The sequence below is a fragment of the Paraeggerthella hominis genome (assembly GCF_021044775.1).
Taxonomy (GTDB): domain Bacteria; phylum Actinomycetota; class Coriobacteriia; order Coriobacteriales; family Eggerthellaceae; genus Paraeggerthella; species Paraeggerthella hominis.
The window spans coordinates 15,095-37,939 of sequence record NZ_JAJNOQ010000014.1 but is presented as its reverse complement, the minus strand read 5'-3'; the positions used below and the strand labels follow the sequence as shown (position 1 = coordinate 37,939).

The 22,845-nt window shown below is 55.5% G+C and carries 21 protein-coding genes; 14 read left to right on the top strand and 7 right to left on the bottom strand.

Translation table 11 applies throughout. The annotated features are described in order from the left end of the window. Positions 1 to 110 precede the first annotated feature (110 nt). The 14 genes from LQE90_RS11720 (at position 111) to LQE90_RS11655 (ending at position 17,029) form a co-directional block, all read left to right on the top strand. On the top strand, positions 111 to 800 hold the full coding sequence (locus LQE90_RS11720; protein ID WP_216529923.1) for a helix-turn-helix domain-containing protein: 690 nt from the start codon (positions 111 to 113) through the stop codon (positions 798 to 800). After that, complete coding sequence (locus LQE90_RS11715) at positions 797 to 1,627, top strand: ATP-binding protein (RefSeq protein WP_216529922.1); 831 nt, start codon at positions 797 to 799, stop codon at positions 1,625 to 1,627. Before LQE90_RS11720 ends, LQE90_RS11715 begins: the two co-directional genes overlap by 4 nt. A gap of 56 nt (positions 1,628 to 1,683) precedes the next feature. Then, positions 1,684 to 2,079, top strand: a complete 396-nt coding sequence (locus tag LQE90_RS11710; RefSeq protein ID WP_216529921.1) for a hypothetical protein — start codon at positions 1,684 to 1,686, stop codon at positions 2,077 to 2,079. 2 nt (positions 2,080 to 2,081) lie between these two features. After that, complete coding sequence (locus LQE90_RS11705; RefSeq protein ID WP_216529920.1) at positions 2,082 to 2,630, top strand: hypothetical protein; 549 nt, start codon at positions 2,082 to 2,084, stop codon at positions 2,628 to 2,630. Beyond that, entirely contained in the window at positions 2,630 to 4,489 is a 1,860-nt protein-coding gene (locus tag LQE90_RS11700) for a VirD4-like conjugal transfer protein, CD1115 family (protein ID WP_439651867.1), read from the top strand. Before LQE90_RS11705 ends, LQE90_RS11700 begins: the two co-directional genes overlap by 1 nt. 104 nt (positions 4,490 to 4,593) lie before the next feature. Further along, positions 4,594 to 4,809 carry a hypothetical protein gene (locus tag LQE90_RS11695; RefSeq protein WP_079535874.1) on the top strand — a complete coding sequence of 72 codons (216 nt, stop codon included), beginning with the start codon at positions 4,594 to 4,596 and terminating at the stop codon, positions 4,807 to 4,809. A gap of 15 nt (positions 4,810 to 4,824) precedes the next feature. Continuing rightward, positions 4,825 to 5,241 carry a PrgI family protein gene (locus LQE90_RS11690; RefSeq protein ID WP_216529918.1) on the top strand — a complete coding sequence of 139 codons (417 nt, stop codon included), beginning with the start codon at positions 4,825 to 4,827 and terminating at the stop codon, positions 5,239 to 5,241. Next, complete coding sequence (locus LQE90_RS11685; RefSeq protein ID WP_216529917.1) at positions 5,219 to 7,750, top strand: VirB4-like conjugal transfer ATPase, CD1110 family; 2,532 nt, start codon at positions 5,219 to 5,221, stop codon at positions 7,748 to 7,750. Before LQE90_RS11690 ends, LQE90_RS11685 begins: the two co-directional genes overlap by 23 nt. A 2-nt stretch (positions 7,751 to 7,752) precedes the next feature. Beyond that, positions 7,753 to 9,429 carry a C40 family peptidase gene (locus tag LQE90_RS11680; protein ID WP_231088321.1) on the top strand — a complete coding sequence of 559 codons (1,677 nt, stop codon included), beginning with the start codon at positions 7,753 to 7,755 and terminating at the stop codon, positions 9,427 to 9,429. 36 nt (positions 9,430 to 9,465) lie between these two features. Further along, positions 9,466 to 10,221 (top strand): hypothetical protein, encoded by a 756-nt coding sequence (locus LQE90_RS11675; RefSeq protein WP_216529916.1) that lies wholly within the window; start codon positions 9,466 to 9,468, stop codon positions 10,219 to 10,221. Positions 10,222 to 10,225: 4 nt separating this feature from the next. Further along, a complete protein-coding gene (locus LQE90_RS11670) occupies positions 10,226 to 11,230 on the top strand; it encodes a VirB6/TrbL-like conjugal transfer protein, CD1112 family (protein ID WP_216529915.1) in 1,005 nt (334 codons plus the stop codon). Between the two features lie 148 nt (positions 11,231 to 11,378). Further along, a complete protein-coding gene (locus tag LQE90_RS11665; RefSeq protein WP_216529914.1) occupies positions 11,379 to 11,858 on the top strand; it encodes a DNA gyrase in 480 nt (159 codons plus the stop codon). A 6-nt stretch (positions 11,859 to 11,864) separates the two neighbouring features. Next, positions 11,865 to 15,365, top strand: a complete 3,501-nt coding sequence (locus tag LQE90_RS11660; RefSeq protein ID WP_216529913.1) for a SpaA isopeptide-forming pilin-related protein — start codon at positions 11,865 to 11,867, stop codon at positions 15,363 to 15,365. Positions 15,366 to 15,658: 293 nt separating this feature from the next. After that, the gene (locus LQE90_RS11655; protein ID WP_216529912.1) at positions 15,659 to 17,029 is read left to right on the top strand and encodes an ATP-binding protein; all 1,371 of its coding nucleotides are present in this window, start codon (positions 15,659 to 15,661) and stop codon (positions 17,027 to 17,029) included. 75 nt (positions 17,030 to 17,104) lie between these two features. Here the strand turns inward: LQE90_RS11655 and LQE90_RS11650 are convergent, their stop codons facing one another. The 7 genes from LQE90_RS11650 to LQE90_RS11620 all read right to left on the bottom strand — a co-directional run bounded on the left by LQE90_RS11650 (position 17,105) and on the right by LQE90_RS11620 (position 22,508). Then, the gene (locus LQE90_RS11650; RefSeq protein ID WP_216529911.1) at positions 17,105 to 17,821 is read right to left on the bottom strand and encodes a hypothetical protein; all 717 of its coding nucleotides are present in this window, start codon (positions 17,819 to 17,821) and stop codon (positions 17,105 to 17,107) included. Between the two features lie 73 nt (positions 17,822 to 17,894). After that, a complete protein-coding gene (locus LQE90_RS11645) occupies positions 17,895 to 18,515 on the bottom strand; it encodes a hypothetical protein (protein ID WP_216529910.1) in 621 nt (206 codons plus the stop codon). A gap of 8 nt (positions 18,516 to 18,523) precedes the next feature. Then, positions 18,524 to 19,825, bottom strand: coding sequence for a relaxase/mobilization nuclease domain-containing protein (locus tag LQE90_RS11640; RefSeq protein WP_216529909.1), 1,302 nt, complete (start codon positions 19,823 to 19,825; stop codon positions 18,524 to 18,526). A gap of 2 nt (positions 19,826 to 19,827) precedes the next feature. Continuing rightward, positions 19,828 to 20,238, bottom strand: coding sequence for a hypothetical protein (locus tag LQE90_RS11635; RefSeq protein WP_216529908.1), 411 nt, complete (start codon positions 20,236 to 20,238; stop codon positions 19,828 to 19,830). 305 nt (positions 20,239 to 20,543) lie between these two features. Continuing rightward, positions 20,544 to 21,446 (bottom strand): ParB/RepB/Spo0J family partition protein, encoded by a 903-nt coding sequence (locus LQE90_RS11630; RefSeq protein WP_216529907.1) that lies wholly within the window; start codon positions 21,444 to 21,446, stop codon positions 20,544 to 20,546. Next, a complete protein-coding gene (locus tag LQE90_RS11625) occupies positions 21,443 to 21,724 on the bottom strand; it encodes a DUF6870 family protein (RefSeq protein WP_216529906.1) in 282 nt (93 codons plus the stop codon). The genes LQE90_RS11630 and LQE90_RS11625 overlap by 4 nt, the downstream gene beginning before the upstream one ends. A 4-nt stretch (positions 21,725 to 21,728) precedes the next feature. After that, positions 21,729 to 22,508, bottom strand: coding sequence for a ParA family protein (locus LQE90_RS11620; RefSeq protein WP_216529905.1), 780 nt, complete (start codon positions 22,506 to 22,508; stop codon positions 21,729 to 21,731). Positions 22,509 to 22,845 lie beyond the last annotated feature (337 nt).

Genomic DNA, 22,845 nt, shown 5'->3' with positions numbered 1-22,845 from the left:
GTACATCTTCATGGGGCTTGGCGGATGCTGCGCGGCTCTTGCGCTTGCGTGCGCACTCGCGCCCCGAAGCACGGATCCCGGCCGATACTCTGGGCTGGGAGGTGGATAGCATGACGGTCTTTCGCGTCGAGAAGACTCGTGATTACACCGTCATGTCCAATTGTCACCTGCGCGACAAGCGGCTAACCTTGAAGGCGAAGGGACTCATGTCCTTCATGCTTTCTTTGCCTGACGACTGGGACTACACCATCAAGGGCATGGCCGCCCTGCATCCTGACGGCATCGATTCCATACGCACTGCTTTAAACGAGCTGGAGGAATACGGTTACATGGTGCGTGCGCGGCGACGCGATGCGGGCGGGCGCTTGCGCGATACGGAATACGTGATCTACGAGAGCCCTAGATTGGATTTACCTATATTGGAAAATCCAACACAGGCTGAACCTATATTGGAAAATCCTACGCAGGTTTTCCCTACGCAGGAAAATCCAACGCAAAGAAGTACTAAGGGAACAAGTACTAAAGAATCAAATACGAATCTAAAGAAGAACGAAGAGAAGAAGGCGCTTGGGCGCTACGGCAACGTCCGGCTGAGCGATTCGGAGTTGGAGAGCCTGGGCGACGAGTTCCCGGAAGACCTCGATGCCCGCATCGAGCGCTTGGGCGAGTACATGGAATCGAGCGGTAGAAGCTACAAGAGCCATGCGGCAACCATCCGCTCTTGGGCAGCGCGCGATGCCGAGAGAGCGGCGTCGCCGACGAAGCTCGACTACCGATGCGACGATGGGGAGTGCCTGTGATTGATACTGCCGTCAAAACCTCTAAGCCCGGCGATTACGCAGACCCGGAAACCGGGCTGCTTACCTGCGGCGTATGCCACAAGAGAAAGCAGGTGCGCTTGGAGCTCTACGGGCAGGCCTCGACGATGAGCTGTCTGTGCGACTGCGAGAGAAGTGCGCTTGAGGCCGAGGAGGCCGAGCGCCAAGCACGACTTAAAGTCGCAAAGGTTGCTAGCTTAAGAAAAGCAGGGCTGCAAGACGAGCTGTTGGCTGGCTGCACGTTTGCCAACGACGACGGCACCAACCCGCAGATGCCCAAGGCACGTGCCTACATCGAGGCTTGGGAGCAGATGTATGCCCAAGGATTCGGGATGCTCATCTATGGTCCCGTGGGTACGGGCAAGAGCTTCTTTGCAGGATGCATCGCAAACGAGCTTGTCGACCGTGGCGTGAGCGTCCTTGTGACCAATATCCCGCGCGTGCTCAATGACTTGGCCGATGCACGGATTTCCGGCAGAGGAGCATACCTTTCCAAGCTCGACAGTTTCGAGCTTCTTGTCATCGATGACTTGGGCGTCGAGCGCACGAGCGACTACGGATTCGAGCAGGTGTTCAGCGTGATAGACGGTCGATACCGCACGGGGCGTCCGCTCATCGTGACCACGAACATCCCCTTGAAGGCTATGAAGAACGAGGCAGCGGCAATCGAGAAGCGGCGCATCTACGACCGCATCCTAGAACGCTGCGCGCCGGTGTGCATGAACGGCAAGAACTACCGCAGGCAAAAGGCAGCTGCGAATCTGGCGACGATGCAAAGGATTCTCGCCGATACGGGCTGCATCGAATAAGCGGTGGGACACGGTGTCCCACTAGGAATGAAAAATTACGAAAGGAGTTGGTTGTTATGGCAAATCCCTATATTGGAATCGAGTATATAGACGACCAGTTTTTCCATCAAACGGAAATCCGCTACTGCAACAAGATAAAGCAGGCGTTTCTGAAATTGCCGAGCGATGTGAAGTTCGACATCATGCTGACCGAGGCCATGGGCCCTTTCTGGGACGACCTTAAAGCGGAAAGCAAACAGGCGGTATTCGAGGCTTTCCTGAAGCGCGAGGAGGAGGGTGAGCTGCTTGTCCATGACAATATCTTTTCAGATGTGGACGAGGCATGCGAGGAAGAAAGCGAGCGAGATCTTGCAGACTACCTCGACCGCATGCTGATGCCTGGGAACTTGTCCAAGAAGCGCAAAGCTGCGCCTCGCTACAGCTACGGCTTCATTGACTTCGGGGAGAACTGATCATGGCGAGCGACTTTGGAGACGAATCCGGCGAAAAGCTGTTCGATTGGATGCTCGACGTTGGCGAGCGCGCCGGTGCGCAGGCAATGGAGGATGCCAGCAACAAGCTGGTATCCGCTTTGCGCAAAGCGCGCGGCGATGCGGGCTTAGGCGATGACGAGACGAAATGGGCGCGCCTCGACATGGCGGAGTTCAAGGAAATCGAAGACTACCAGACCATCAAGGAAATCATCGACGACCAGCTTGACAAGGCAGGCGTGGCCCATGAGTTCTCCACGCAGGGAGACAAGGAACTGTTGGTATTCAAGATCGACGACACGCCTAAGGTGGACAAGGTATTCGCCGACATGATCGAAGGCGCGAAGGGTGCGCTCGACAGGGCAAAGGTTGCCCGAAGCGAGTTTCGCGAGAAGCAGAAGAGCCGCGACGAGCAGCCGCTCGACGAGCGAAGCCAGGAAGCGCGCAAGGCGTCTGCCGCACACGAGCAATCGCGAGGAGGCTTTCGCCAGCGCGTCAAGGAATTAGCCGCCTTCGAAGTGAAGTCCAAATGATGAAGGTGGGAAAGGCCGGGTTGATAGCTGCGACCGTTCTCTCGCTTTTGGCCTTTGCGGCAGCAGACGTGTACGCGAGCTGTCTGATGGGCTTTCCGCAGCCTTTGCTCGGGCATTTGAATGATGCGCTCGCACGTGTGCCGCAGTTTTTGACAGATGGAAGCATCGCTAAGTGCGCAGAGCCTGCGGGCTTGGCGGCTGGTTTCGTAGCCGCCTGCGCCGTTTGGATGGTGTGGGCATATTCGCTCATGCGCCAAGGCAACTTCCGCCACGGCGAGGAGCACGGCTCGTCGCGTTGGGGCACGCGCGTTGAGGGCAAGCGCTTCATGAACGATAAGGATGAAAGCGACAACATCATCTTCACGGAGAACTACGGGCTGTCGCTTTCCAAGAATCGCTACAACCGCAAGCTCAACCGCAGCGTGCTTGTCATCGGCGGCAGCGGCTCGGGAAAGACGAGCAGCTACGTGCTTCCCAATATGCTTCAGATGAACTGCTCGCTGTTCCTGACTGACCCCAAGGGCACGCTGCTGTCGCAAACCGGCGGCATGTACGTTGAGCAGAAATGGGATATGCGCGTGTTCAACTTAGTGGACATGGATGCATCCATGCACTTCAACCCCATGGTGAACGTAGAGACCGAAACCGATATCCTGGTTTTAGTGGAGTGCCTTATCGCCAACACGAAAGGCGAGGAGAACACCACGGGCGACCCGTTTTGGGACGATGCCGAGCGCCTGCTGTACACGGCGCTGTTCGCCTACTTGAAGTATCACTGCCCTAAGCGCGATCAGTCCTTGTCGGGTTTGATCACGCTTTTGGGCCTGGCCGAGGCGCGCGAGGATGACGAATCTTACCTGAGCCCGCTCGACATGCTGTTCTACGAGCTCGAAACGGGAAAGCGCTATGTAGCTGATCCCGTCTCGGTGCAGACGCCCTTCAACGCGGAGCTGCGCGACTTTGCCGCCGATGCATCGGGCGGGTATCGCTGGGTGCAGGTCGAGGAACCTATATCCCCTGAAGACGACTTCGCCCTGCGTTCCTACAACGCCTTCAAGGTTGCCGCTTCGAAAACCTTGAAATCAATCATCATCAGCTGCAACGTGCGCGTCCAGCCCATGACGGTGCCCGAGGTGCGCCGCCTGCTCGAATACGACGAGATGCACATCGAGACCATGGGCGACCCCAACCAGCGCTCCGTGATCTTCGCCGTGCCGTCCGATACGCGCAAGAACCTGAACTTCCTGTTCGCCATCATGATGTGGCAGACGCTCGACGTTTTGTGCCTGCGGGCGCTGAAGAAGTACGGCGGCGAGCTGCCGACGCCCGTGCATTTCATGTTCGACGAGTTCGCCAACATCGGGCGCATCCCCGATATCGAGACCATGATCTCGGTGGTGCGAAGCCGAAACATCTCAATGTCGATCATCTTGCAATCGATGGGCCAGCTGAAAGACCAATACAAGGACAAGGCGCAGACCATCATCGACAACTGCGACACGACGCTGTTCCTAGGCGGCAAATCCACCGACACCAACAAGCAGATATCGGAGATGATCGGCAAGGAGACCGTGAGCGTGACGACGTTCAACGAGAGTCGAGGGGCCAACCGCTCGTCAACGAAGAACTACAACCTCATCGAACGCGATCTTATGCAGGCATCAGAAGTGGGAAGGCTCGACCGCGACAAGGCAATCGTCATGTTGGCAGGAGCCTATCCGCTGCTCGATGAGAAGTTCGACGTCTCCACGCATGAGAATGCCAAGCTCATCTACAACCCGTACGCGCCGAGCGGCGAGGGCCGCAGCGAGCCGTTCGACGTGGAGGGCTACCTGGCGGACAAGCGTGCGGGGAGCTAGGCTTTCCTTTAGCCATATACCGACAATCGAATAACCAACCAACCAACCAACCAGGGCTTCGCCGCGATGTTGCGGCGGGCCCTCTCTATTTGAATAGGAGTTTTATGTTAGCGAACATCATCAGCCTGGTTTCGGGCTGTGTAACGTTTCTGGGCGGCTTCTTGGTCGTCTGGGGCGCCGTCTCGCTCGGCTTGGCAATCCGCGAGCAGCAAGGCGGCAGCCAGATTGCAAGCGCCATTTCTACCATCGCGGGCGGCGCGATCATCATCGCCGCTGCGGTGTATTTTGGCATGTTGGACACGTCCTGGCTTCCAGCCTAGAGGGGAGGGCATCTTTTGCTAAGCGTTGCAATCCATAAAGATATCGGGGAGTACACCGAGAAGATCGTCGGCAAGCTCTCCTTGCGCACGCTGCTCTGCGTGACGGGCGGCTTGCTTGCCGCCGTGGGCGCGGCGGCGTTCACGTATTTCGTATTGGGGATCGAGGTATCGAATGCCACCTTGCCCGTCATGGCCTGCTCCATGCCGTTTTGGGCCGCAGGATTCTGGAGGCCGTCAGGCATGAAGCTCGAACAATTCATGCCGCTATGGTTCCAACATACCTTCAACAACGACAGGATCCTCTACGCATCCAGCGTAAGCCTCATCGAGCCGAAACCGGCCCCGTCCATCGCCCAGAAGGCGGATCGCAAATCACGTCGCCGTGTGAAGCGAAAGGGGGCTGAGCTCTATGTTTGCCAACTTGAAGGCTAAACGCGAGAACAAGCGTAGGAGAAAAGAGGAAAAGCGCGAGTTGAAGCGCGCCCGCAGCGATGCGAAGGCGCGCGGAAGGTCGAGCATCAACAAGCGCCTGCGTGCTCAGGAAAAGGAGCTATCTGCCCAGACGACCACGCAACGGCGTGCCCGCTTTGCGGCCAAGGACGTCTACAACTTCATCGGCTACGACGCCATGTATGAAGACGGCATCGCCCAGGTGGAGGAGGGGTTGTTCTCCCAGACCATCAAGTTCTCTGACATTTCCTACCAATCCGCACGCGAGGAGAACCAGCAGGCGATCTTCTCCACGTATTGCCAATTGTTCGATTATTTCGGAGCCGAGGCAAGCGTACAGCTTTCGGTAATCAACACGCCGATTCCCGCCGACGAGATTGGCAACAAGGTGTTCTTCGAATGCCACGACCCCAAGCACAGGCCCTATGTCGACGAGTACAACCGCATCCTGAACAAGAAGATGCGCGAGGGCGTGAGCAACCTTACCCGTGAGCGCTACCTCACCTTCGCGGTGGGTGCCAAGAACGTCGACGCCGCCGTGCCGAAGCTCGCGCGCATGCGCAACGACAGCATGCAGACCCTCGCGCGTTTGAGGAGCGATTCAGAGGTGGTCGAAGGCGAAGAGCGCCTGCGGGTCTTGCACTCGCAGCTGCGCCCAGGGCATAAGCTGGCCGGCCCCGTGTTCGACGAACTGTCGGCCAAAAGCTGCCTGCGCACCAAAGACGTCATCGCGCCGAGCGCCATCGACTTCAAGCCAGCAGGACGCAACGACTGCTTCGAGGTCGACGGCATGTACGGGCAGGTGCTGGGTTTCAGGACCTTCGGAAGCGAGCTTTCCGATAGGGCATTGGCCGACATCATCGATTTGCCCCTGCCACTGAACGTCACCCTGCACATCCAGGCGATGGACAAGTCCAAGGCCGTCGCGCTCGTGAAGCAGCGCCTGGCATGGATGGACAAGGAGATCATCGATGAGCAGATGTCCGCCGTTAAGAAGGGCTACGACTTCCAGATCCTGCCAAGCGAGCTCAAGTACTCCAAGGAGGAGGCAGAGGACCTGCTGTTCCATTTGCAGAACAAGAACCAGCGCCTTTTCGTGTTCACCGGCCTCGTCTACACCTACGCGCCGACTTTGGAAGAGCTTGACGAGCAGGTGCTGCAGATCATGAGCACGGCAAGGCGCAATTCCATCGAGCTCGACACCTTGGCCTACCGCCAGCGTCAGGGCTTGAACTCCATCCTGCCTCTGGCGCACAACCACGTGGATCTGTCGCGCATGGTGACAACCGCGCAGGTGGCGATTCAGATGCCATTTGCCACGCAGGAGATCAGCCATCCGCACGGCGGCTATATGGGCCAATCGAAGCTCTCGAACAACCTCATCTTGGTGGATCGCGGCATGTACGCGAGCCCGATGGGGTTCGTGTGCGGCAAGCCCGGTTCCGGCAAGTCGTTCTTCGTGAAGCGAGAGATCACCAACACCATCCTGCTGTACCCCAACGACGAGATCATCATCTTCGACCCGGCGGGCGAGTACTCGAGCCTGCTCGACATGTTCGGAGGCGTGAACATGCGCTTCTCGCCGGATACCGATACGTTCATGAACGTGTTCGACCTGTCCGACGTCGAGGATCTCTCCGATACCAGCCAGATGGCGTTCAAAATCGAAGCCATTTTGGCGCTGTCGGCGGCGACGATGTCGGAAGGCAATCAAGGCTTGCCCGAGTCGGATAAGTCGCTTATCGCCCGCTGCGTTGAAATAGCCTACGAGCAGGCCATCGGGCAAGGACGCATGCCTAAGCTGGGCGACTTCTACGAGATCATGAAGGAGCAGCCTGAACCTGAGGCACGCGATATCGCCTTGCGCTACGAGCGATACGTCAACGGTGCTTTGAGTTTCTTCAACAACCAGTCCAACGTGACGTTCAACAACCGCATCACCAATATCGAGTTCAGGGACTTGAGCTCGAACATGCGCGTATTCGGCATGCTGGCTGCATTGGAAGCAGTGCGCAACCGTATGTACTACAACTTCGAGCGTAACGTTCGAACCTGGCTCTACATCGACGAGGTCCAAAGCCTGTTCGACCATCCGGCCATCATGAGCTACTTCTCCCGCTTCTGGGCTGAAGGCCGAAAGTTCAATCTTGTCTGCACGGGCATCACGCAAAATGCCGAGAAGATGTTCAAGCATCCAACGGGTTCAGGCATGCTTCAGAATTCAGACTTCATCGCAATCTTCAAGCAATCGCCGACAGACCGTGCTGCATGGGTCGATCTGCTCGACTTGAGCCCGACCGAGGAAGCCTATATCGACGAATCCGTCAAAGCGGGCGAAGGCTTGCTCATCGCCGGTTCTTCTCGCGTTCCCATGAAAGACGACTTCGACATAGGTCTCCTGTATAACGGCTGGACCACCAAGCCTGACGAGGTCGTAGGTCGCAAGCGCAAGCGGCGTGCGAGTTTGCAAGCTAGTTCCCTGGATGAGTAGCCATGGAGGATATCGCGAAGCATTCCAGTGCGGCGAAGACCTCAGAGTTCGCACGGACAAGCGATTCGGTGGAAAGCGTTGCCAAGGTCGGCAAGACCGATGCGGTTAGCGCTGGTCTGGTGAAGCAGACGGGCGACACCGCTAAATCGGTCTTGTCGGATGGCAATCGATCTTCGAAGGTCCTCAAGAGCGCAGCTAGCAAAACATTGCGTTCTGGTGCTGGGTCGGATGCGGATGCGGGAGACCAAGCGGCAGGCAATATCGCTTCACAGGCTGCAACGGCGATGCAATCCCATAGGAACATGAGGCTGAAGATCGGGGCGGTGGCCGCTGCCGAGATGGACGAGGCTGATGAAACGCAAGGTGCATCAGATGTTTATTCAGCCGCAAGCGATGCTTCCTCGCTGAGGCGGCGTCGCGCTGAGATTTCAGCGGCTAAATCTGCCGGAGATGCCAAGAAGGCTCAAATTGCTGGGACATCGTGTCCCAGCAATTCGGCTGCCGCAGCAAAGGCAAAGGGAAACGCTGCGGGAGTCTCGAAGGTGAAAGCCGCCGAGGCCAACGCGAAGATGCAATCGCGCAGGACATGGCTCAAGGCCCATGCTGCCCAGGCCAAGGCCGCCGAGACGGGTGCGGCAACTGTGGCGAAAGCCGAGGGCGGCAAGACCATCGCGGCTATTGCCTCGTCAGCGCTCGCTCCGCTGGCAGGTGTATTGGCTGGCATCCTCGCATTCGTGCTTGCAATGATGGTGGTATCACAGCTTATCAGCGCGCTTTTCGGCTTCTGGGAAAACGAGGCGAGCAAGCAAAGCCTTGCAGGGCTTCCACCGTATATCACGCAAGAAATGGTGGTTACGGCCCTAGAGTGTCAGGAGAAATACGGGCACCCTGCTGGCTGCACTATCGCACAAATTATCTGCGAGTCTGGCGTGGGCGATCACTTGAGCGGCCTGGCCACGCAGGATAACAACCTCTTTGGAATCAAATGGGCATCGAGCTACGGCTTGGCTGAAGAAGTGACGGGGCATTCGAGTTGGCAAACTGGCGAAGAGTATAACGGCCAGCATGTGACCATCATGGATGAGTTCACCAGCTTCAAGTCCCATAAAGATTGCATCATCTTCCGAAGCCGCGTCTTTTTGCAAAACAGCCGCTATTCGCAAAACGCGCTTATCAAAGAGGCTATGGAGAAGCATGATTCCGACAAGATGGCCGAAGGCTTGAAAGATGCCGGTTATGCCACGAGTAGCGAGTACGTTCAGACGCTTCAGTCGATCATGAAGACCTACAACCTCTATCGCTTCGATGGCATGACGGTCGAGCAATATGAGTCGATGGCTGCCAATGGAGACGCAATTGTTCAGGCAGCTTACTCGCAGCTTGGAGTTCCTTACGTTTGGGGCGGTGAGACTCCTGGCGTGGGGCTCGATTGCTCTGGGCTGACGATGTATTGCTACAGCACGGTTGGAATTAGCATCCCTCATTACACCGAAGACCAGTACGCCATGGGTACGCCGAAGCTTCTGAGCGAGGCGCAACCAGGCGACATTCTGTACAAGCCTGGGCACGTCGCAATCTACGTGGGAGGCGACCAATATATCCACGAGCCGCATACCGGGGCCGTGTGCACCTTGGCAACTGGCATCAACTATTTCACTTGCGCCCTCTCTTTTAGGTAAAGAGTTCATTTGCGCAGGTTGGAAAGGAGAGAATATATGACAAACAAAACGAAGGTGCTGCTTGCCCTGGCTGTCGGGGCAATGCTCATCTTAGTTGCATCAACGGTGGTGCGCTGCACGTTAGTGCATCAGATACCCCCGCAGGAGCAGGCTGACTCTGCGGCTATCGAGGAAGGAGCGGCTAACCAGTCAGACCAAAGCACGCAAGAGCAGGAGCTGCCCGCGGGCGAAGCCGATTCGCTTGAGGTGCTGAAGGGCAACGCCTGGACTGCGGAAAACGGCCAGACGTCCATAACCTTCAAGGATGGACGCTATGTCGAAAGCGATGGCACTGCGGTAAAGCTTTCCACCTTCGATATCAATTCGGTATCTAAGCAGGGCAAACAGACGACCATCATGCTCAAGCTCGACCAAGAGAACGGCACCGTGAAGGATTCAATGATCCTCTTAAGGCAGAGCGACGATGGTTCATATGTCGTGACATCCGATGACTTCCAACTGGCAAAGAGTTACTCGCAGGGAAGCATCAACGTGCAGCCTTTGGAAATCGTTGGCATCAACGATGAATTCAGGGAGCTGCTTGGCGGAAACACCGATGGTATTCAAGCGGCAATAAGCGATTATGCACACACGTGCGCACCTACTGCGCATAAAGCAACTTGGGCCAACACCCTCGTTGTAGATTACGCGCAGCATATCGTGACGGCTAACTTCACGTGCGATGATGCGGCGGCAACGGTGCTTACCGTAGAATACGCACGCGGTCCTGCGACGTTCACGGTTGTGGGGTGAGTGAATGATAGAAACAATCGGTAACGTGGGTCGCAGCCGGAGGTTCGCCTTGGCGTTTGCAGCCACCTTCCTGGTGCTGAGCTCATTGATGCTCTTCCCAAACTTCGCCTTCGCGGCAATCGCTGACGACATCAACAAATGGCTTTGCGGCGTGCTGCGCGATTGCTGCAACTGGATCTTCAGCAACCAGATCAACATGCTCAAGTCCATAGGCTACGACGGCATCTTGGCTGCGGGATTCGATTCAATGCTAGGGTCGGCGGGCAACACGACGATGTATTCGCTCGTGCACGGCGTCTGGCAGGTAGCGATACTTCCAATCGGCTGCGGCGTGCTCTCGTTCGTGTTCACCATCAAGCTCATTCAGATATCGCAGCGCATGGATGGTAATGCGAGTTTGCCAGGCGTTAAGGAAGTAGTGTTCCTGCTGGTGTTCTTTGCAGTGTTCCTATTTCTCATCCAGAACAGCTTCGAGATCATGTCGGCAATCTATTCGGTGAGCAAGCTTGCCATCGAACGTATCATCGATATGCTCGGCACAGGCGGGGCAATCGACTTGAACGCAGTGTCGATTGTGACAACCGACGATGATGTTGCCTCGCTTGTGGCGATGCTCATCGTGGCACTTATAAGTTGGGTCGTCGTGCTGGTCGCCTATATCGTGGCCTTGGTCGTTTCCTGGGCGCGAGCGATCCAGCTCTATCTGATGGCCGCCTTCTCGCCAATTCCATTAGCTTTGATGGGAACCGAGGACACGCGCCAGATTGGCATCGGCTACATTAAGAATTTCGTGGCTGTGTGCTTGGCGGGCATCATCATCTTGGTGCTGCTCATTTCCTTCCCGATTATCCTCGGCGGCCTCAACGCGGCGAACCCGAGCACAGGAACGCCCATTGACTCGATTGCAAACGGCCTTACCTACGCGCTCCAATACCTCGCCATGTGCATCTTGCTCATACTCTCGCTCGTTAAGAGCGGCAGCTGGGCACGCGACATCGTCGGCGGGTAAAAAAGCCTATTCCTGGGACATCGTGTCCCACTTCAAACAACCCAATAAAGAGGGGAGGCGCCATGCCGCCCTAATACACGTTTTCGGTTCATTCCAGAAGCGCTGGAATCCTGCGCTCACATACCAACAAAGAAGGAGTTGAAAGACTATGACCGAGAAGAAAAACACCTATCTGACCTTCCATAAGAACTTTGTCAGGACCGATATCGAATATGCAGACAGGGAGACTGGCGAGGCCAAGACCTTTAACCAGGTAACCCTGCCGAAGGGCACCATCATCAACGGCGTCGACATGGGCGGATACCAGTTCAGCCCGTTGTTCGTGAACGAGTCTCGCTATCGCGGCGAGAACTACCGCGACGTGCCGCTGCTCACCGAGCGCGAGGTTTGGCTCAAGCGCACGGTTTTGGATGAGGAAGGGCAGCCCGTGCTCGACGAGAGCGGAAAGCCGGAGAAGGATACCGTGAAGGTGATGCCAGCCGAGATCAAGGAGGCGATGGCGCAGGCCCGCAGCCGTTACTTGCAGGAGCACGGCGTTTCGCTCGACGAAAGGGCGAACACTGCGCGGGAAGGCTCCCAGGCCCAGGCGAAGGGCGGCCATGAGGCTCGTCCCAAGGATCGAGAGTAGGCGAAAATGGAGAAGATTCAATCCGGCGCGCAGGGCAGGTTCCTGCGCGCTTTCCTAGCGCTCGTCCTTGTCCTGAGCACGGTTGCAACGGGTTTGGCGTCGCCTATCAAGGATGCCTATGCAGCCGATAGCGCTGATCTTGAGATTGGTGGCGCAATCTATTACGGCGGCTATATGACAAGTTGGATGCATGCTGATGGCGAGATGGCTTATTGTGGCAATCCGTCTGCCGCAACACCTTCAAGCGGCAACTACACCAAGCATGCGGTTAATGCATCAAGTGGGCGCAGTGCTGAGACGGTTGCTGACTTATGGTTTAGCTACGGCAGCCCAGGATTCGATAAGTCCATGTGGCCAAGTACGTGGTTTGACGGTGGCGAGATGACAAGCGCACGCTATGCCGCATTGGCTCATATCCTGCTGTCCGATACCTTCTCAAGCAATGGCGATTATGCGCTCTATGGCTGCTCTGAAGACTTCAGTAGCTGGGTGCGCAAGAATGTCATTGGCTTTGGTTCGGATGGTTCGATGATCAATGGCAATGCTACTGGTCGTCAGATCGCTGCACGTATGGGTGAAGTCCCTAACAACTTCGACGCTTACATGCTCTATACCGGCGAAGGCACGCAGCTTATCTTGTCTTTTAAGTACACGCCCTACGGTGCACTTGATCTGATCAAGAAGTCTTCCAACGAAAACGTAAGCAAGAACAACGATTGCTATTCGCTGGAAGGTGCCGTTTATGGCGTCTACACCGATTCTGCTTGCAAGAATCTGAAGAAGACTCTTACTACCGATAAGAACGGTTATGCAAAGGCGGATGAGCTCGAACCTGCTACGTACTATGTTCAGGAACGTGAGCCTTCTGAAGGTATGGACCTGGATGACACTATCTATACCGTTACTGTTAAGAGCGACGAGACTACGCCTGTAAATGGCGGCATTGTTTACGACACGCCTCATTCTGACCCTGTTGGCATGTTGGTGGGTAAGGTAAACGCAACCACCAATGCAAACAAGCCAGAAGGTGCGGCAAAGCTCGTTAACGCTGAGTTCACTGTCGAATATTTCGATGGCTTCTATTCAAGCGCAGACGCTGCTCGTGCATCAGGTAACGCAAGCAACACATGGGTCTTCGCAACTGACGAGGATGGTTTTGCTTACTATGCAGACGAGTATAAGGTGTCTGGCGGAGACCTTTACCACCAGCAGAACGGCACCACGGCATGCCTTCCTTTGGGTACCGCGCTCATCACCGAGACCAAGGCCCCTGAAGGCTACAACCTCGATGATGGCAACCACGGCACTCCTAAAACCTTTGTCGTTCAGATCACCGATAGCGGCGCTAAGGGCGAAAGCGTTTACACGTACAATTCGCCAACTGCACCTGATACCGTCGAGCGTGGCGACTATCGCTTGATGAAGGAAGTTCCCACCAACAATGATGAGGAAGATCAGGAGCTTACGCGCATCGCAATCGAAGGCGTCCAGTTCCAGATCATCAATGACAATGCTGAGGCTGTCGTATCTCCTGATACGGGTGCGCTGGTGCAGCCAGGTGATGTGGTAACCACCATCACTACCGACGAAAACGGCTTTGCAACCACGAAGGATCATCGCCAAAGCGGTTGGACGGGAGCTCTTGCTTACGGCAACTACACCGTGCATGAAGTGATTCCCGACAGTGTTGCGCAACACATCAAGGATACCTATGGCATCAAGCTCATTGGCGTAGATGATTGGAAAATCACCATCTCTGATGAGCAGCAGTATGATTTGGTTCAGATCGTTGCAAACCATATCCCGCAGACACCTTTGACTATTCAGAAGGTTGACTCCACTACGGGCAAGACCATTCCGCTGCCATGCTCCTTCCAACTGTTGGATGCAGACGGCAACCTTGTTACCTATACCGACCATTACGCAGATAAGGTAATCGATACATGGACGACGCTCTCTACCGGCAAGTGCACGCTTCCTATGAAGCTCGATGAGGGCACGTACTATTTGCATGAGGTTCAGGCACCTGAAGGCTATGTATTGGGTGATGAGGATATCGAGTTTACGGTTGACGAATACCGCACGTGGGACGATCCAATCACCATCACTTATGCTGATGCGCCAATTCGTGCTGAGATTCAGCTTGTAAAGACCGATGGCGTTACCACGCTTCCAGTTGAAGGCGCTGAATACTGCATCAAGGCCGAAGGTAACGTCGTAACTGGTGACGGCACCGTTCGCTTTGCTGATGGCGAGATCGTGGGCTATGTAACCACTGATAAGGAAGGCAAGGCTTCCATCGAAGGCCTCTATCTTGGCAACTATGTGGCATACGAAACTAAGAGTCCTGAGGGCTGGGCACTCGATACCGAAGAGCATCACTTGAATATCGTAAGTCAGGGCCAGTTGGTGCCAATCGTTGTCGAAGCACTTGATGCGGTTGATATGCCTACCACGTGTAAGCTTTTGAAGGTTGATAGCACTGATGCATCGAAGGCCCTGGAAGGCGCTACCTTCCATATCTGGCAGGTAGTCGAAGGCGCAGTTGTTGACGACATCGATCCAGGCTTCTCTGTGGCTTATGAAACTGATGTAACCACGGGTGCTGACGGCACGGCCGACGTGTCTTACCTGCCTCATGGCAAGTACATGATTGAAGAAACCGATGCTCCTGAGGGCTACTTCGTACCAGAAGGTACCGAACCTGTAGCGTTTAAGGTAGACGACCAGGGCTTCATTGGATTGGATGTTGAAGGTGCTCAGTTCAGCGATACGCTTGAGCTTACTTTCGAAAACACGCCAACAATTCTCGATATTACGAAGGTTGACCTGACCACAGGTGCCGAACTTCCAGGCGCTACGCTTGTAGTGACTGACAAGGACGGCAACATCATCGAGGAATGGGTATCCACCGAAGAGGCTCATCGCATCATCGGCATTGAGCCTGGTGACTACACCTTGACCGAGACCATTGCTCCTGAAGGTTACATGGTTACCAACTCAATCGACTTCACGGTCGAGGAAACCGGTGAAGTGCAGGCTGTTGAAATGAAGGACGATTACACTAAGGTAGATATCTCGAAGGCTGATGTCGCTACGGGTGAGGAATTGCCTGGCGCGCATCTTCAGATCATCGATACGAACGACAAGGTTATTGCCGAATGGGTAACTAACGGCGAAGTGCATCGTATCAATGGCTTGGAGCCAGGTGATTACACTCTGCGCGAAACCACCGCGCCTGAAGGCTACGAGGTAGCAGAAGACGTGCGATTCACCGTCGAGGCTACGGGTGATATCCAGAAGGTTGAAATGAAGGATAAGGCAACGCCGGATACTCCTGGAAATCCAGGGAATCCTTCCAAGCCGCCAAAGACTGGCGATACCTTCCCAGCATTGCTCGTGATGATGGCTGCTTTGGCTGGATCTACTGCTCTTGGGAGCGGTATTTATGCTCTGAAGCGTAAACGTGCTCATAGCGCTGAAGAACTAGGGGAGGATGAGGAATGATTCTCTTCATAGCTGGCGTTTTGATATCTCTTTCGATGCTTTTGGCTTTCTGCTGCTGCAAAGTATCGGGTGCTGTCTCCCAGCAAGAACGGGAGTTAGGCATCGACTAGCCTTGCGCTAGTCAAACAATGAGGCCGTGGCCCAGCGCGCAAGCGCCAGGCTACGGCCTTTTGCGTTTGGCACACCCTGCGCACTGCCGCAAATTTGGCTATGTCGTACTTTGCGCACTTCCGCAATATTGCGATATAATACTTTGCGCACTGCTGAATTAGTATTGCTGCATAGGAGTAGATATGGAACTTCAGAGAAGCATTTACAGTAAATTGCTCGAGTGGAAATCCCGTTCAAGCGGTTCAACTGCATTATTGATAGAAGGCGCACGTCGTATTGGTAAATCTACGATTGCAAAGAAATTCGGTCAAGAAAATTACAAGTCCTTTGCCTTGGTCGACTTTGCCCTCGCCTCAAAAACGATCAAAGATAACTTTAGTGAAAACCTATTGGACCTCGATAGGTTCTTCCAAACGATTTCCATCGAATATGGGGTCAAGCTCTACGAGCGGGAATCACTCATCATCTTTGATGAGGTTCAGATGTTTCCACAAGCACGTCAGGCAATTAAATATCTTGTTGCCGATGGTCGCTATGATTACCTTGAAACGGGCTCATTGATATCGATTCATGAAAATGTTAAAAACATCGTCATCCCGTCTGAAGAGGAGAAGCTCAAGATGCATCCTCTTACATTCCCTGAGTTTCTTCTAGCTGCCCAAGAAGAGCAATTACTTGATTATATTCGCGAATGCTATAAGCAAAAACAACCTCTGATTGATCGCTTTCATAAACGAGCAACGCATCTGGTGCGTGAGTATATGCTGGTAGGTGGTATGCCGCAAAGCGTAGTGGCATACTTTGAAGGTAACCTTGACTTCGAAGCCGCCGACCGCGCTAAGCGCCAGATTCTTGGCTTGTATCGCGAGGATATTAACAAGATTGCGCAACAATATCGTTCAAAAGTCTCTGCGCTTTTCGAATATATCCCTGGCTACCTTTCCACGCATGATAAGAAAATCGTTTTAAGCAAAATTGACGACAACGGTGAATTCAACCGTTATGACGATCCTTTATTCTGGCTTGAAGATTCCATGATGTGCAATCTTTGCTTTAAGAGCACGAACCCGAATACCGGGCTCGCTTTAACCTTGGATGATTCGAGCGTTAAGTGCTATATGGCAGATACGGGGCTGTTGGTAAGCCTTGCCTTTTCAGAAAACGAGATAAGCTCGCAGGAACTGTATCGAAAGATTCTGGCCGGCAATTTATCCTTGAACGAAGGCATGTTGCACGAAAACCTGATTGCTCAGGCTACGGTAGCCTCTGGTCGAAAGCTGTTCTTCTATACGCATTATTCCGAAGAAAAGCACCGGAACGATATTGAGGTAGACTTCTTGTTGTCATCTGGGGGAGTAACGAATTTCAAGATTGATCCCGTTGAGGTTAAATCCTCCACGAACTACACCACAAGTTCCTACGATAGTTTTAAGAAGCGTTTTAATAAGCGTGTAGGGCAGTCATACATCGTACACCCTAAGGCATTCGCTCAGACTGAAGCTGGATTAAGGATTCCTTCTTATATGTGGTTCAGTGTTTTGGAAAGCCAGTAATATCCAAATTTCTTCATGCTTAAACCTATGCGCAGCCGATCCTCCAACAGAGAGAATCGGCTGCGTTTCTATATATTATTCCCAGTGGCCACCGTTTTCGACGGTTTCATAATGGCCTGTTGCCTCGTGATATACGGAGTCGTAGCCAGTTATCACCTTGGTTGTTTCGGTGTGATGGCCAGACCCTTCACCCGCAAGCATATGCGCTTTGCCATGCACTGATTCATTACCTGTAATTGTGGCTCCGCAGATGTTGCAGACGCTTATTTCCTCGCGCCCATAAATCGGCAGTGATTCGGTCCAGGCTGCTGAATCCTCAACCCAAACTTTCTTGTAATCCACAACCCATTTCTTGGCAGGTTCTTGCGCAGCTGGAGGGGTTGATTGCGAAGAATCACTGCCGTTGTCGGTGGTTGTATTACCTGCTGAGGATTTAGGAGTCTCAGAAGCCGTTTCAGGGCTTTGCTGTGCTTGCTGTCCTTCTTGAGGTGCATTATTCGAATTTGTTTGCTCGTTTGAAACCTCGCCATCAGAAACGTTTTCTTCAGAATTGTCCGATGTGGCCTCTTCCTGGTTGCCATCTTTGTTGAAGCCAAGAGCAAACGTGATATCGCCTATAGGATCTTGGTCGGTGATGTTTCCTGCAGCTTCGTTATTGCCCGAGCAATTGCAAAGGCAAAGCACAAGTACTATCAGCAACACAATGCTCGCTCCGGCAATTATGCCGATGCTAGCTTTCTTATGCTTCAAAACATACGTCTTGGCTGCAACGCATTTATCTTTGATCTTCATGGTGTCATATCTCCTTACATAAAGATGCGGAAAACGGCCTTGAACAGCCATTTGAAGAAACCTAGTACGATTCTCATTTCCCCTTCTCCTCCTTAACTTGGTCGATCCAGCTCTTGTCGTTTACTTCTGGCTTGGCGTCCTGCGCAGCTTGGTCCTTCTTGGGCTGCGCCGCTTCTTCGCGGCATACGTTCATATACGCCTGGGCGCTGAAGCCGAACATCGAGCAGAGTGCTTCTTCGTCACTGGCAAGCTCCTTGTGCGCCTTGGCTAGATAGTCATGAAGCGCTACTGCGCGTGCGTTGAGCGAAGCCGAATCCTTGAGCGGGCAGCATGCGCGTGCGGTCTGCGTGAAGCGGATGCCGTTGACGAACATGCCGCCTTGCCGCCAACCTGCGTTCTCGCCGTCGACGACGATGCGCGCCACCTGGTCTATCTCGCGATGATCGACGAGTAGGAACCTCCAGCCCATCTTCCTGCGTGCGACCGGTATCTCGCCAGGTGGGTTTTCCTGAATGTAGGCGGGATTGGCATCGTAGTAATGCGCATGGAGCCAAAGGCTCTCGGTTCCCAGCTTGTCGAAGCGCACCTCGAAGTTGGTGAGCATGTTCGCCCCTTCGTAGGGTTGGGGCAGCGTGAAGTTCTCGGTATCGAACTCGTCTATGCGCCCGTTGTCGTAAAAAATCTGTATGTTCATCTCTGCTCCTACCTGTGCTTGTTGCGTTCAACGCGTTCGCGTGCGCTTTGGGCGCGGTTGCGCGTGCGCCTGCTGTTCTCGTTGCCGTCGCGGTGATAATCGTCATCGTCGTCATGCCTTCTCGTGCTTGCTGGCCTGTGCTCGGGAAGCAGACCCTTCTCGATGCTGACCTTCTGAGCCGACCTCAGCGCATCGAGGGAGCGCGACAGCTTGGCGGCCTGTGCGGGCAATTCCGCTGATTCGAGCTTCGCCTCGATGCCCTCGATGCGCCTTTGGTAATCGTCGAGGCACATAATGCCGAACCTTGAGTTGACGCCTACAGCACGAGCAATCACGGTGAGCTGCTCGTAGTCCTCAATCTCGATGAAGTCCATTGCCTGGCCGAGAATGGATTTCGCTCGGTCAACTTCTGTAACGCCAGCTTCGGCACGTGCGAACCTGGCCTCAAGCGCGGTCCGTCCATATGAGAGCCCGAGGTTCTCGCCCGAGATCTTCCAGGTGGGATGATCTGCGATGACGAATATCCAATCGGGCCTTTTCGCCTTGGCGGAGTTGGGCTGGACCTCGATGCCCAGAATCGATGCGATCTGCTGGAACTCACCGACGCTTGAGGCAAGGCTGCGCGCAACTTCCATGCGGCTGCGGATGTCGGCCACCCAGGAGTATTCGCCTTTGTCGGAAAGCTCGGTTTCCGCACGCCGCATATAGACTTCCTGCTTGCTGCGCGGCTGGGCCACGCGCGAGCTCCGCTTTGCCGAGAAGGCAGCGAATCCGTCGCTGGGCGCATCCGTCGGCTTCTCGTCGGCGAAAAACGACAAACCTCTTTCCTTGGCGAGGTTCTGAAGCGACTTGTAGAGCACGCGAGGCTTCGGCACCTGCAGCCGGTAGCCCGACTCGATGTCGGTGTTGTTCACGACGATATGAGCATGCGGTATGGCGGACTCGTTGTCTTCGTGGTAGACGATGGCGACCTCGTGGTGCGGGAAGTTCTCATGCGCCCATGCCTTCGACAGATCGCGCAGCTGCTCTAAGGAAACCCTGTCTTCCGGGTCTGGCGACAAGACGTAGTGCATGTAGGTGCGCGCCCGCAGGCCGTGCCAGCTCTCGTCGTTTCCGAAAGCCTCGCGCGTCGCATCCATCTCCTCGGCCCAGTCAAACGTTTCCTTGAAACCCTCTTCAGCAGATTCCATTTCAAGATCGTCCCATGACATGTTCAGGAAGTCCTGGGCGAGTGCGCGGCCATCGTGAATCAGATAGTCGCGCACGCCCTTGACCGACGTATGCCCGGCAATCGGTTTAAGCACCGGCATGGCTAGTCGCCGACCTTCGGCAGGGCGACGAGCTCCATGAGCGCCGTGGTCACGTCCTGCCGTCCGGCCTCGACGATATCGAGCTCCTCCGAGACCTTGTCGAGGGTGACGGTGAAGTACTCGATGTCGAGCTCGCCGCGCTTGCGGGTGGCAAGCGCCAAGGTGTTGAGCGCATGCACGGCCTGGTTGTAGTGATGGCCCCAGCGGACGATCTCGCGGCGGATGCCCGAGACGGACTTGCGGTCGAGCACAACGACGGGTCCGTCGGCCTCGCCGTCATGGAACTCGTTTGGGAGGCGGATCAGGTAGCGCAGGTACTCGGACGGGGAGAGGTCGAAGCGCTTCGCGCCATCGTAGAACCGAGACTTGTCATCGGCGTCGAGGCGGCAGGAGTAGGTGTATTGGTAGGACATGGAAGTTCCTTTCTCTCAGGTGCCGAAAAGCGCATAGCGCCCGGCACTTCTTGTTTTAATAGGGGCACGGGGAATCCCCCGTATGGCAGTCCGCCAGGCCTGCGCCGCATCTATGCGGTGTTGGCTGTGCGGGCTGCTTTTCGGATGCATGCACGCCTTGGGTGACACCCACGGCGTACATGCCTTGACGGCGGCAGAAAGCTGCCGGGCAAGCCCGAAAGCAAGCGCTGTATTACGTATGTATTACGTAATAGGTAGCTTGCTTAGAGAGGGAGTCCAGGCTCCGAGCCGGACTCCCTGACGGGTCAGCGAACCGAGGCAAGCTGGCTTGCAAGGCGCACTATGTCAGCGATTGCCTCCTTGTCTGCTTCGTTTGGAGCGTGATTGCCGGCAGCAAATGCATCGAGAAACGCACGCGCTTTCACGAGCCGCAAGTCTGCCTCGACCTCTGGGGAGCACTCGAAATTCTTGAGGAACGCGACCGTGGATTTGGCGTCGGGACGTCCCTCTTCGAAGGCCTCGAAAGCACGATGCTGCTTACCTTCATCCATCTTCGCGAGCACATCGATTGCCTTGTCGGGAACGGCTGCGCGCTCGATTTCGGCCTGCCACTGCGGGGCCAGAGCAGAGGCTTTGCGGGCCCGCGCTTCCTGGCGCTGGATGGTCTTGCCCGAGATCTTCTTGCCTGTCTGCTCGGTGATGATGGCCGCCTTGATGTCCTCGCTGCGAACGCCTGCAAGCTCCGGGTTGTCCTCACGCAAACGCTCGACTTCCTCGCCGAGGGCGGCGGATGCGGCCGCGCGCTCCATCACGCTCAGCTGCCTGTTGTGGTAGTTCGCCGTATGCAGCAAAACCTCCGCCTGCTTGTCGTCGATGCCGTCCATGATGCGGCACGGCATCTTGGCAAACTTTTCGTCGCGTTTCGACAGAAGGGCGAATGCCGCCTTGCGCCGGTGGCCGCTGATCATCTCAAGACTGCCGTCCTCCAGGCGACGGGCAAGCGGGATGTCGGTGAGCCCTTCGCGCTCGATCGATGCCGCAAGGCGCGCTATGGCGTCTGCATCCATGGAGTAGGCGATGTTCGCGGGACTGTCTGTAACGGCTGCCACTTCCACCTCTTCGATGGGGTAGCGCTCGCGCACTTGCGCGCGTTCGTCTAAAAGGCCGCTGATAGAGAAGCCCTTCGCAATCTGATCTGCGTTGCTCATGCCGCATCGCCTTCCTTAACGTCATCGAGGGAGCGCATGGTGATGTAGTGGGCTAATGCATCCTCAAGCGAGCACTCGTTGGCAAAGGACAACTTCACCACCAACCCGTCGGACTTGTAGCAGTACGGGTTGCCAATCTGCTCGATGAAGCTCAAAAGGCGCGCCTCGTCGTCGAGCGCCGGGTCGATTACCACGTCGCCCAAATCGCGCAGCGTGTCAGGGTCGACGTTGGCGACGTCCACTTGCTTGCATTCCTCCAAATACTTCTGCATGTTCATGGTCCTAGCTCCTTTCGCGAGCGGTGATGGTTTCAAGCTCGCGCGCGAGCGCGGCGTAGTCCTTTGCTGGCCTGCTCGACGGCTCGAATGCGGTTACTGCCTGCCACTGCCAGCTGCCTTCTGCAACCTTCGTCGATTGGTGGATGACGGTTTCTAGCTGCTCTTTGGGGAAGAACTTGTCGAGCACGGCGGCTCCGGTCTTCTCGGCGTTGGTCATGCGCCCGGGCACGATGGTGCGCAGGATGCGGTAGTCGGGAACCGGCATGCGCAGCGCGTTGGCAATCGAGCGGATAGCCGATACCGTGAGCGCGGTTCCGCGCATGACGGTCGCATCGAGCTTCACCGGCACGATGACGCTTCCGCGCCCGGCGCAGGCGAGATACGCGTTGAAGGCGAGCCGCTTCATGTTCGGCGAGCAGTCGATGACCACGGCGTCGTAGTCTCCCTGCGCGTCGTCGAGCGCGAACTTGAGCCTCTGCTCGCGCAGCACGAGCTCGTTTTGGTCGATGAGCCCGATGGTGGACGGAATGCAGTCGAGGTTGGCGATCTCGGTCTTGTGGGCAGCCTGCTCCACGGGCATGTCTGCATAGAGCAGCCCGATGCTGCTGCGCTCGGTCGCCTCGGCCTGCTCGTACAAACCGAAGAAGTCGGTTGCGGACGCCTGCGGATCCAAATCGATGATCAGCGTCCGCTTCCCCTGCGCTGCCCAAAGGGTCGCCAGGTTGACGGCGGTCGTGGTCTTTCCCACGCCGCCCTTGTAATTGCTCACTGCGTAGACTTCCATAGTCAAAGCCTCCTTCTGGCGCGCTAGCCGCGCCGGTTGGCTGGGACACGGTGTCCCAGCGATTGCAATACCCTCGTAATACAAGGCAACTTCTGCGGGCAATGGATACCCCGCGCAAGATCGAAGCTGAATCAAATGCCCTTGAATGGAAATCGATCCAGATGCCCTTCAATCAAGCTGCACCTTGATGAACGCCGGATAGCCCGTGCGCAAGCACGGGCGCGCATGGGTTCTGCTCCTTGGCAAGGGGGTAAAGCGAAGGCGGGAGCCGGTGGTTTTCCCGATAGCGAAGCGGTGTTTGCGCATGGTGGTCAGACATTGCTTCAAAGCGTAAAGA

What these genes read in the sequence shown, in the direction of transcription:
- LQE90_RS11700 (WP_439651867.1), top strand. Translation starts at nt 2,630, where the DNA reads ATGAAGGTGGGAAAGGCCGGGTTGATAGCTGCGACCGTTCTCTCGCTT.
- LQE90_RS11710 (WP_216529921.1), top strand. Translation starts at nt 1,684, where the DNA reads ATGGCAAATCCCTATATTGGAATCGAGTATATAGACGACCAGTTTTTC.
- LQE90_RS11650 (WP_216529911.1), bottom strand. Translation starts at nt 17,821, where the DNA reads ATGAAGATCAAAGATAAATGCGTTGCAGCCAAGACGTATGTTTTGAAG.
- LQE90_RS11695 (WP_079535874.1), top strand. Translation starts at nt 4,594, where the DNA reads ATGTTAGCGAACATCATCAGCCTGGTTTCGGGCTGTGTAACGTTTCTG.
- LQE90_RS11685 (WP_216529917.1), top strand. Translation starts at nt 5,219, where the DNA reads ATGTTTGCCAACTTGAAGGCTAAACGCGAGAACAAGCGTAGGAGAAAA.
- LQE90_RS11675 (WP_216529916.1), top strand. Translation starts at nt 9,466, where the DNA reads ATGACAAACAAAACGAAGGTGCTGCTTGCCCTGGCTGTCGGGGCAATG.
- LQE90_RS11670 (WP_216529915.1), top strand. Translation starts at nt 10,226, where the DNA reads ATGATAGAAACAATCGGTAACGTGGGTCGCAGCCGGAGGTTCGCCTTG.
- LQE90_RS11645 (WP_216529910.1), bottom strand. Translation starts at nt 18,515, where the DNA reads ATGAACATACAGATTTTTTACGACAACGGGCGCATAGACGAGTTCGAT.
- LQE90_RS11635 (WP_216529908.1), bottom strand. Translation starts at nt 20,238, where the DNA reads ATGTCCTACCAATACACCTACTCCTGCCGCCTCGACGCCGATGACAAG.
- LQE90_RS11640 (WP_216529909.1), bottom strand. Translation starts at nt 19,825, where the DNA reads ATGCCGGTGCTTAAACCGATTGCCGGGCATACGTCGGTCAAGGGCGTG.
- LQE90_RS11720 (WP_216529923.1), top strand. Translation starts at nt 111, where the DNA reads ATGACGGTCTTTCGCGTCGAGAAGACTCGTGATTACACCGTCATGTCC.
- LQE90_RS11620 (WP_216529905.1), bottom strand. Translation starts at nt 22,508, where the DNA reads ATGGAAGTCTACGCAGTGAGCAATTACAAGGGCGGCGTGGGAAAGACC.
- LQE90_RS11660 (WP_216529913.1), top strand. Translation starts at nt 11,865, where the DNA reads ATGGAGAAGATTCAATCCGGCGCGCAGGGCAGGTTCCTGCGCGCTTTC.
- LQE90_RS11655 (WP_216529912.1), top strand. Translation starts at nt 15,659, where the DNA reads ATGGAACTTCAGAGAAGCATTTACAGTAAATTGCTCGAGTGGAAATCC.
- LQE90_RS11665 (WP_216529914.1), top strand. Translation starts at nt 11,379, where the DNA reads ATGACCGAGAAGAAAAACACCTATCTGACCTTCCATAAGAACTTTGTC.
- LQE90_RS11680 (WP_231088321.1), top strand. Translation starts at nt 7,753, where the DNA reads ATGGAGGATATCGCGAAGCATTCCAGTGCGGCGAAGACCTCAGAGTTC.
- LQE90_RS11705 (WP_216529920.1), top strand. Translation starts at nt 2,082, where the DNA reads ATGGCGAGCGACTTTGGAGACGAATCCGGCGAAAAGCTGTTCGATTGG.
- LQE90_RS11625 (WP_216529906.1), bottom strand. Translation starts at nt 21,724, where the DNA reads ATGAACATGCAGAAGTATTTGGAGGAATGCAAGCAAGTGGACGTCGCC.
- LQE90_RS11630 (WP_216529907.1), bottom strand. Translation starts at nt 21,446, where the DNA reads ATGAGCAACGCAGATCAGATTGCGAAGGGCTTCTCTATCAGCGGCCTT.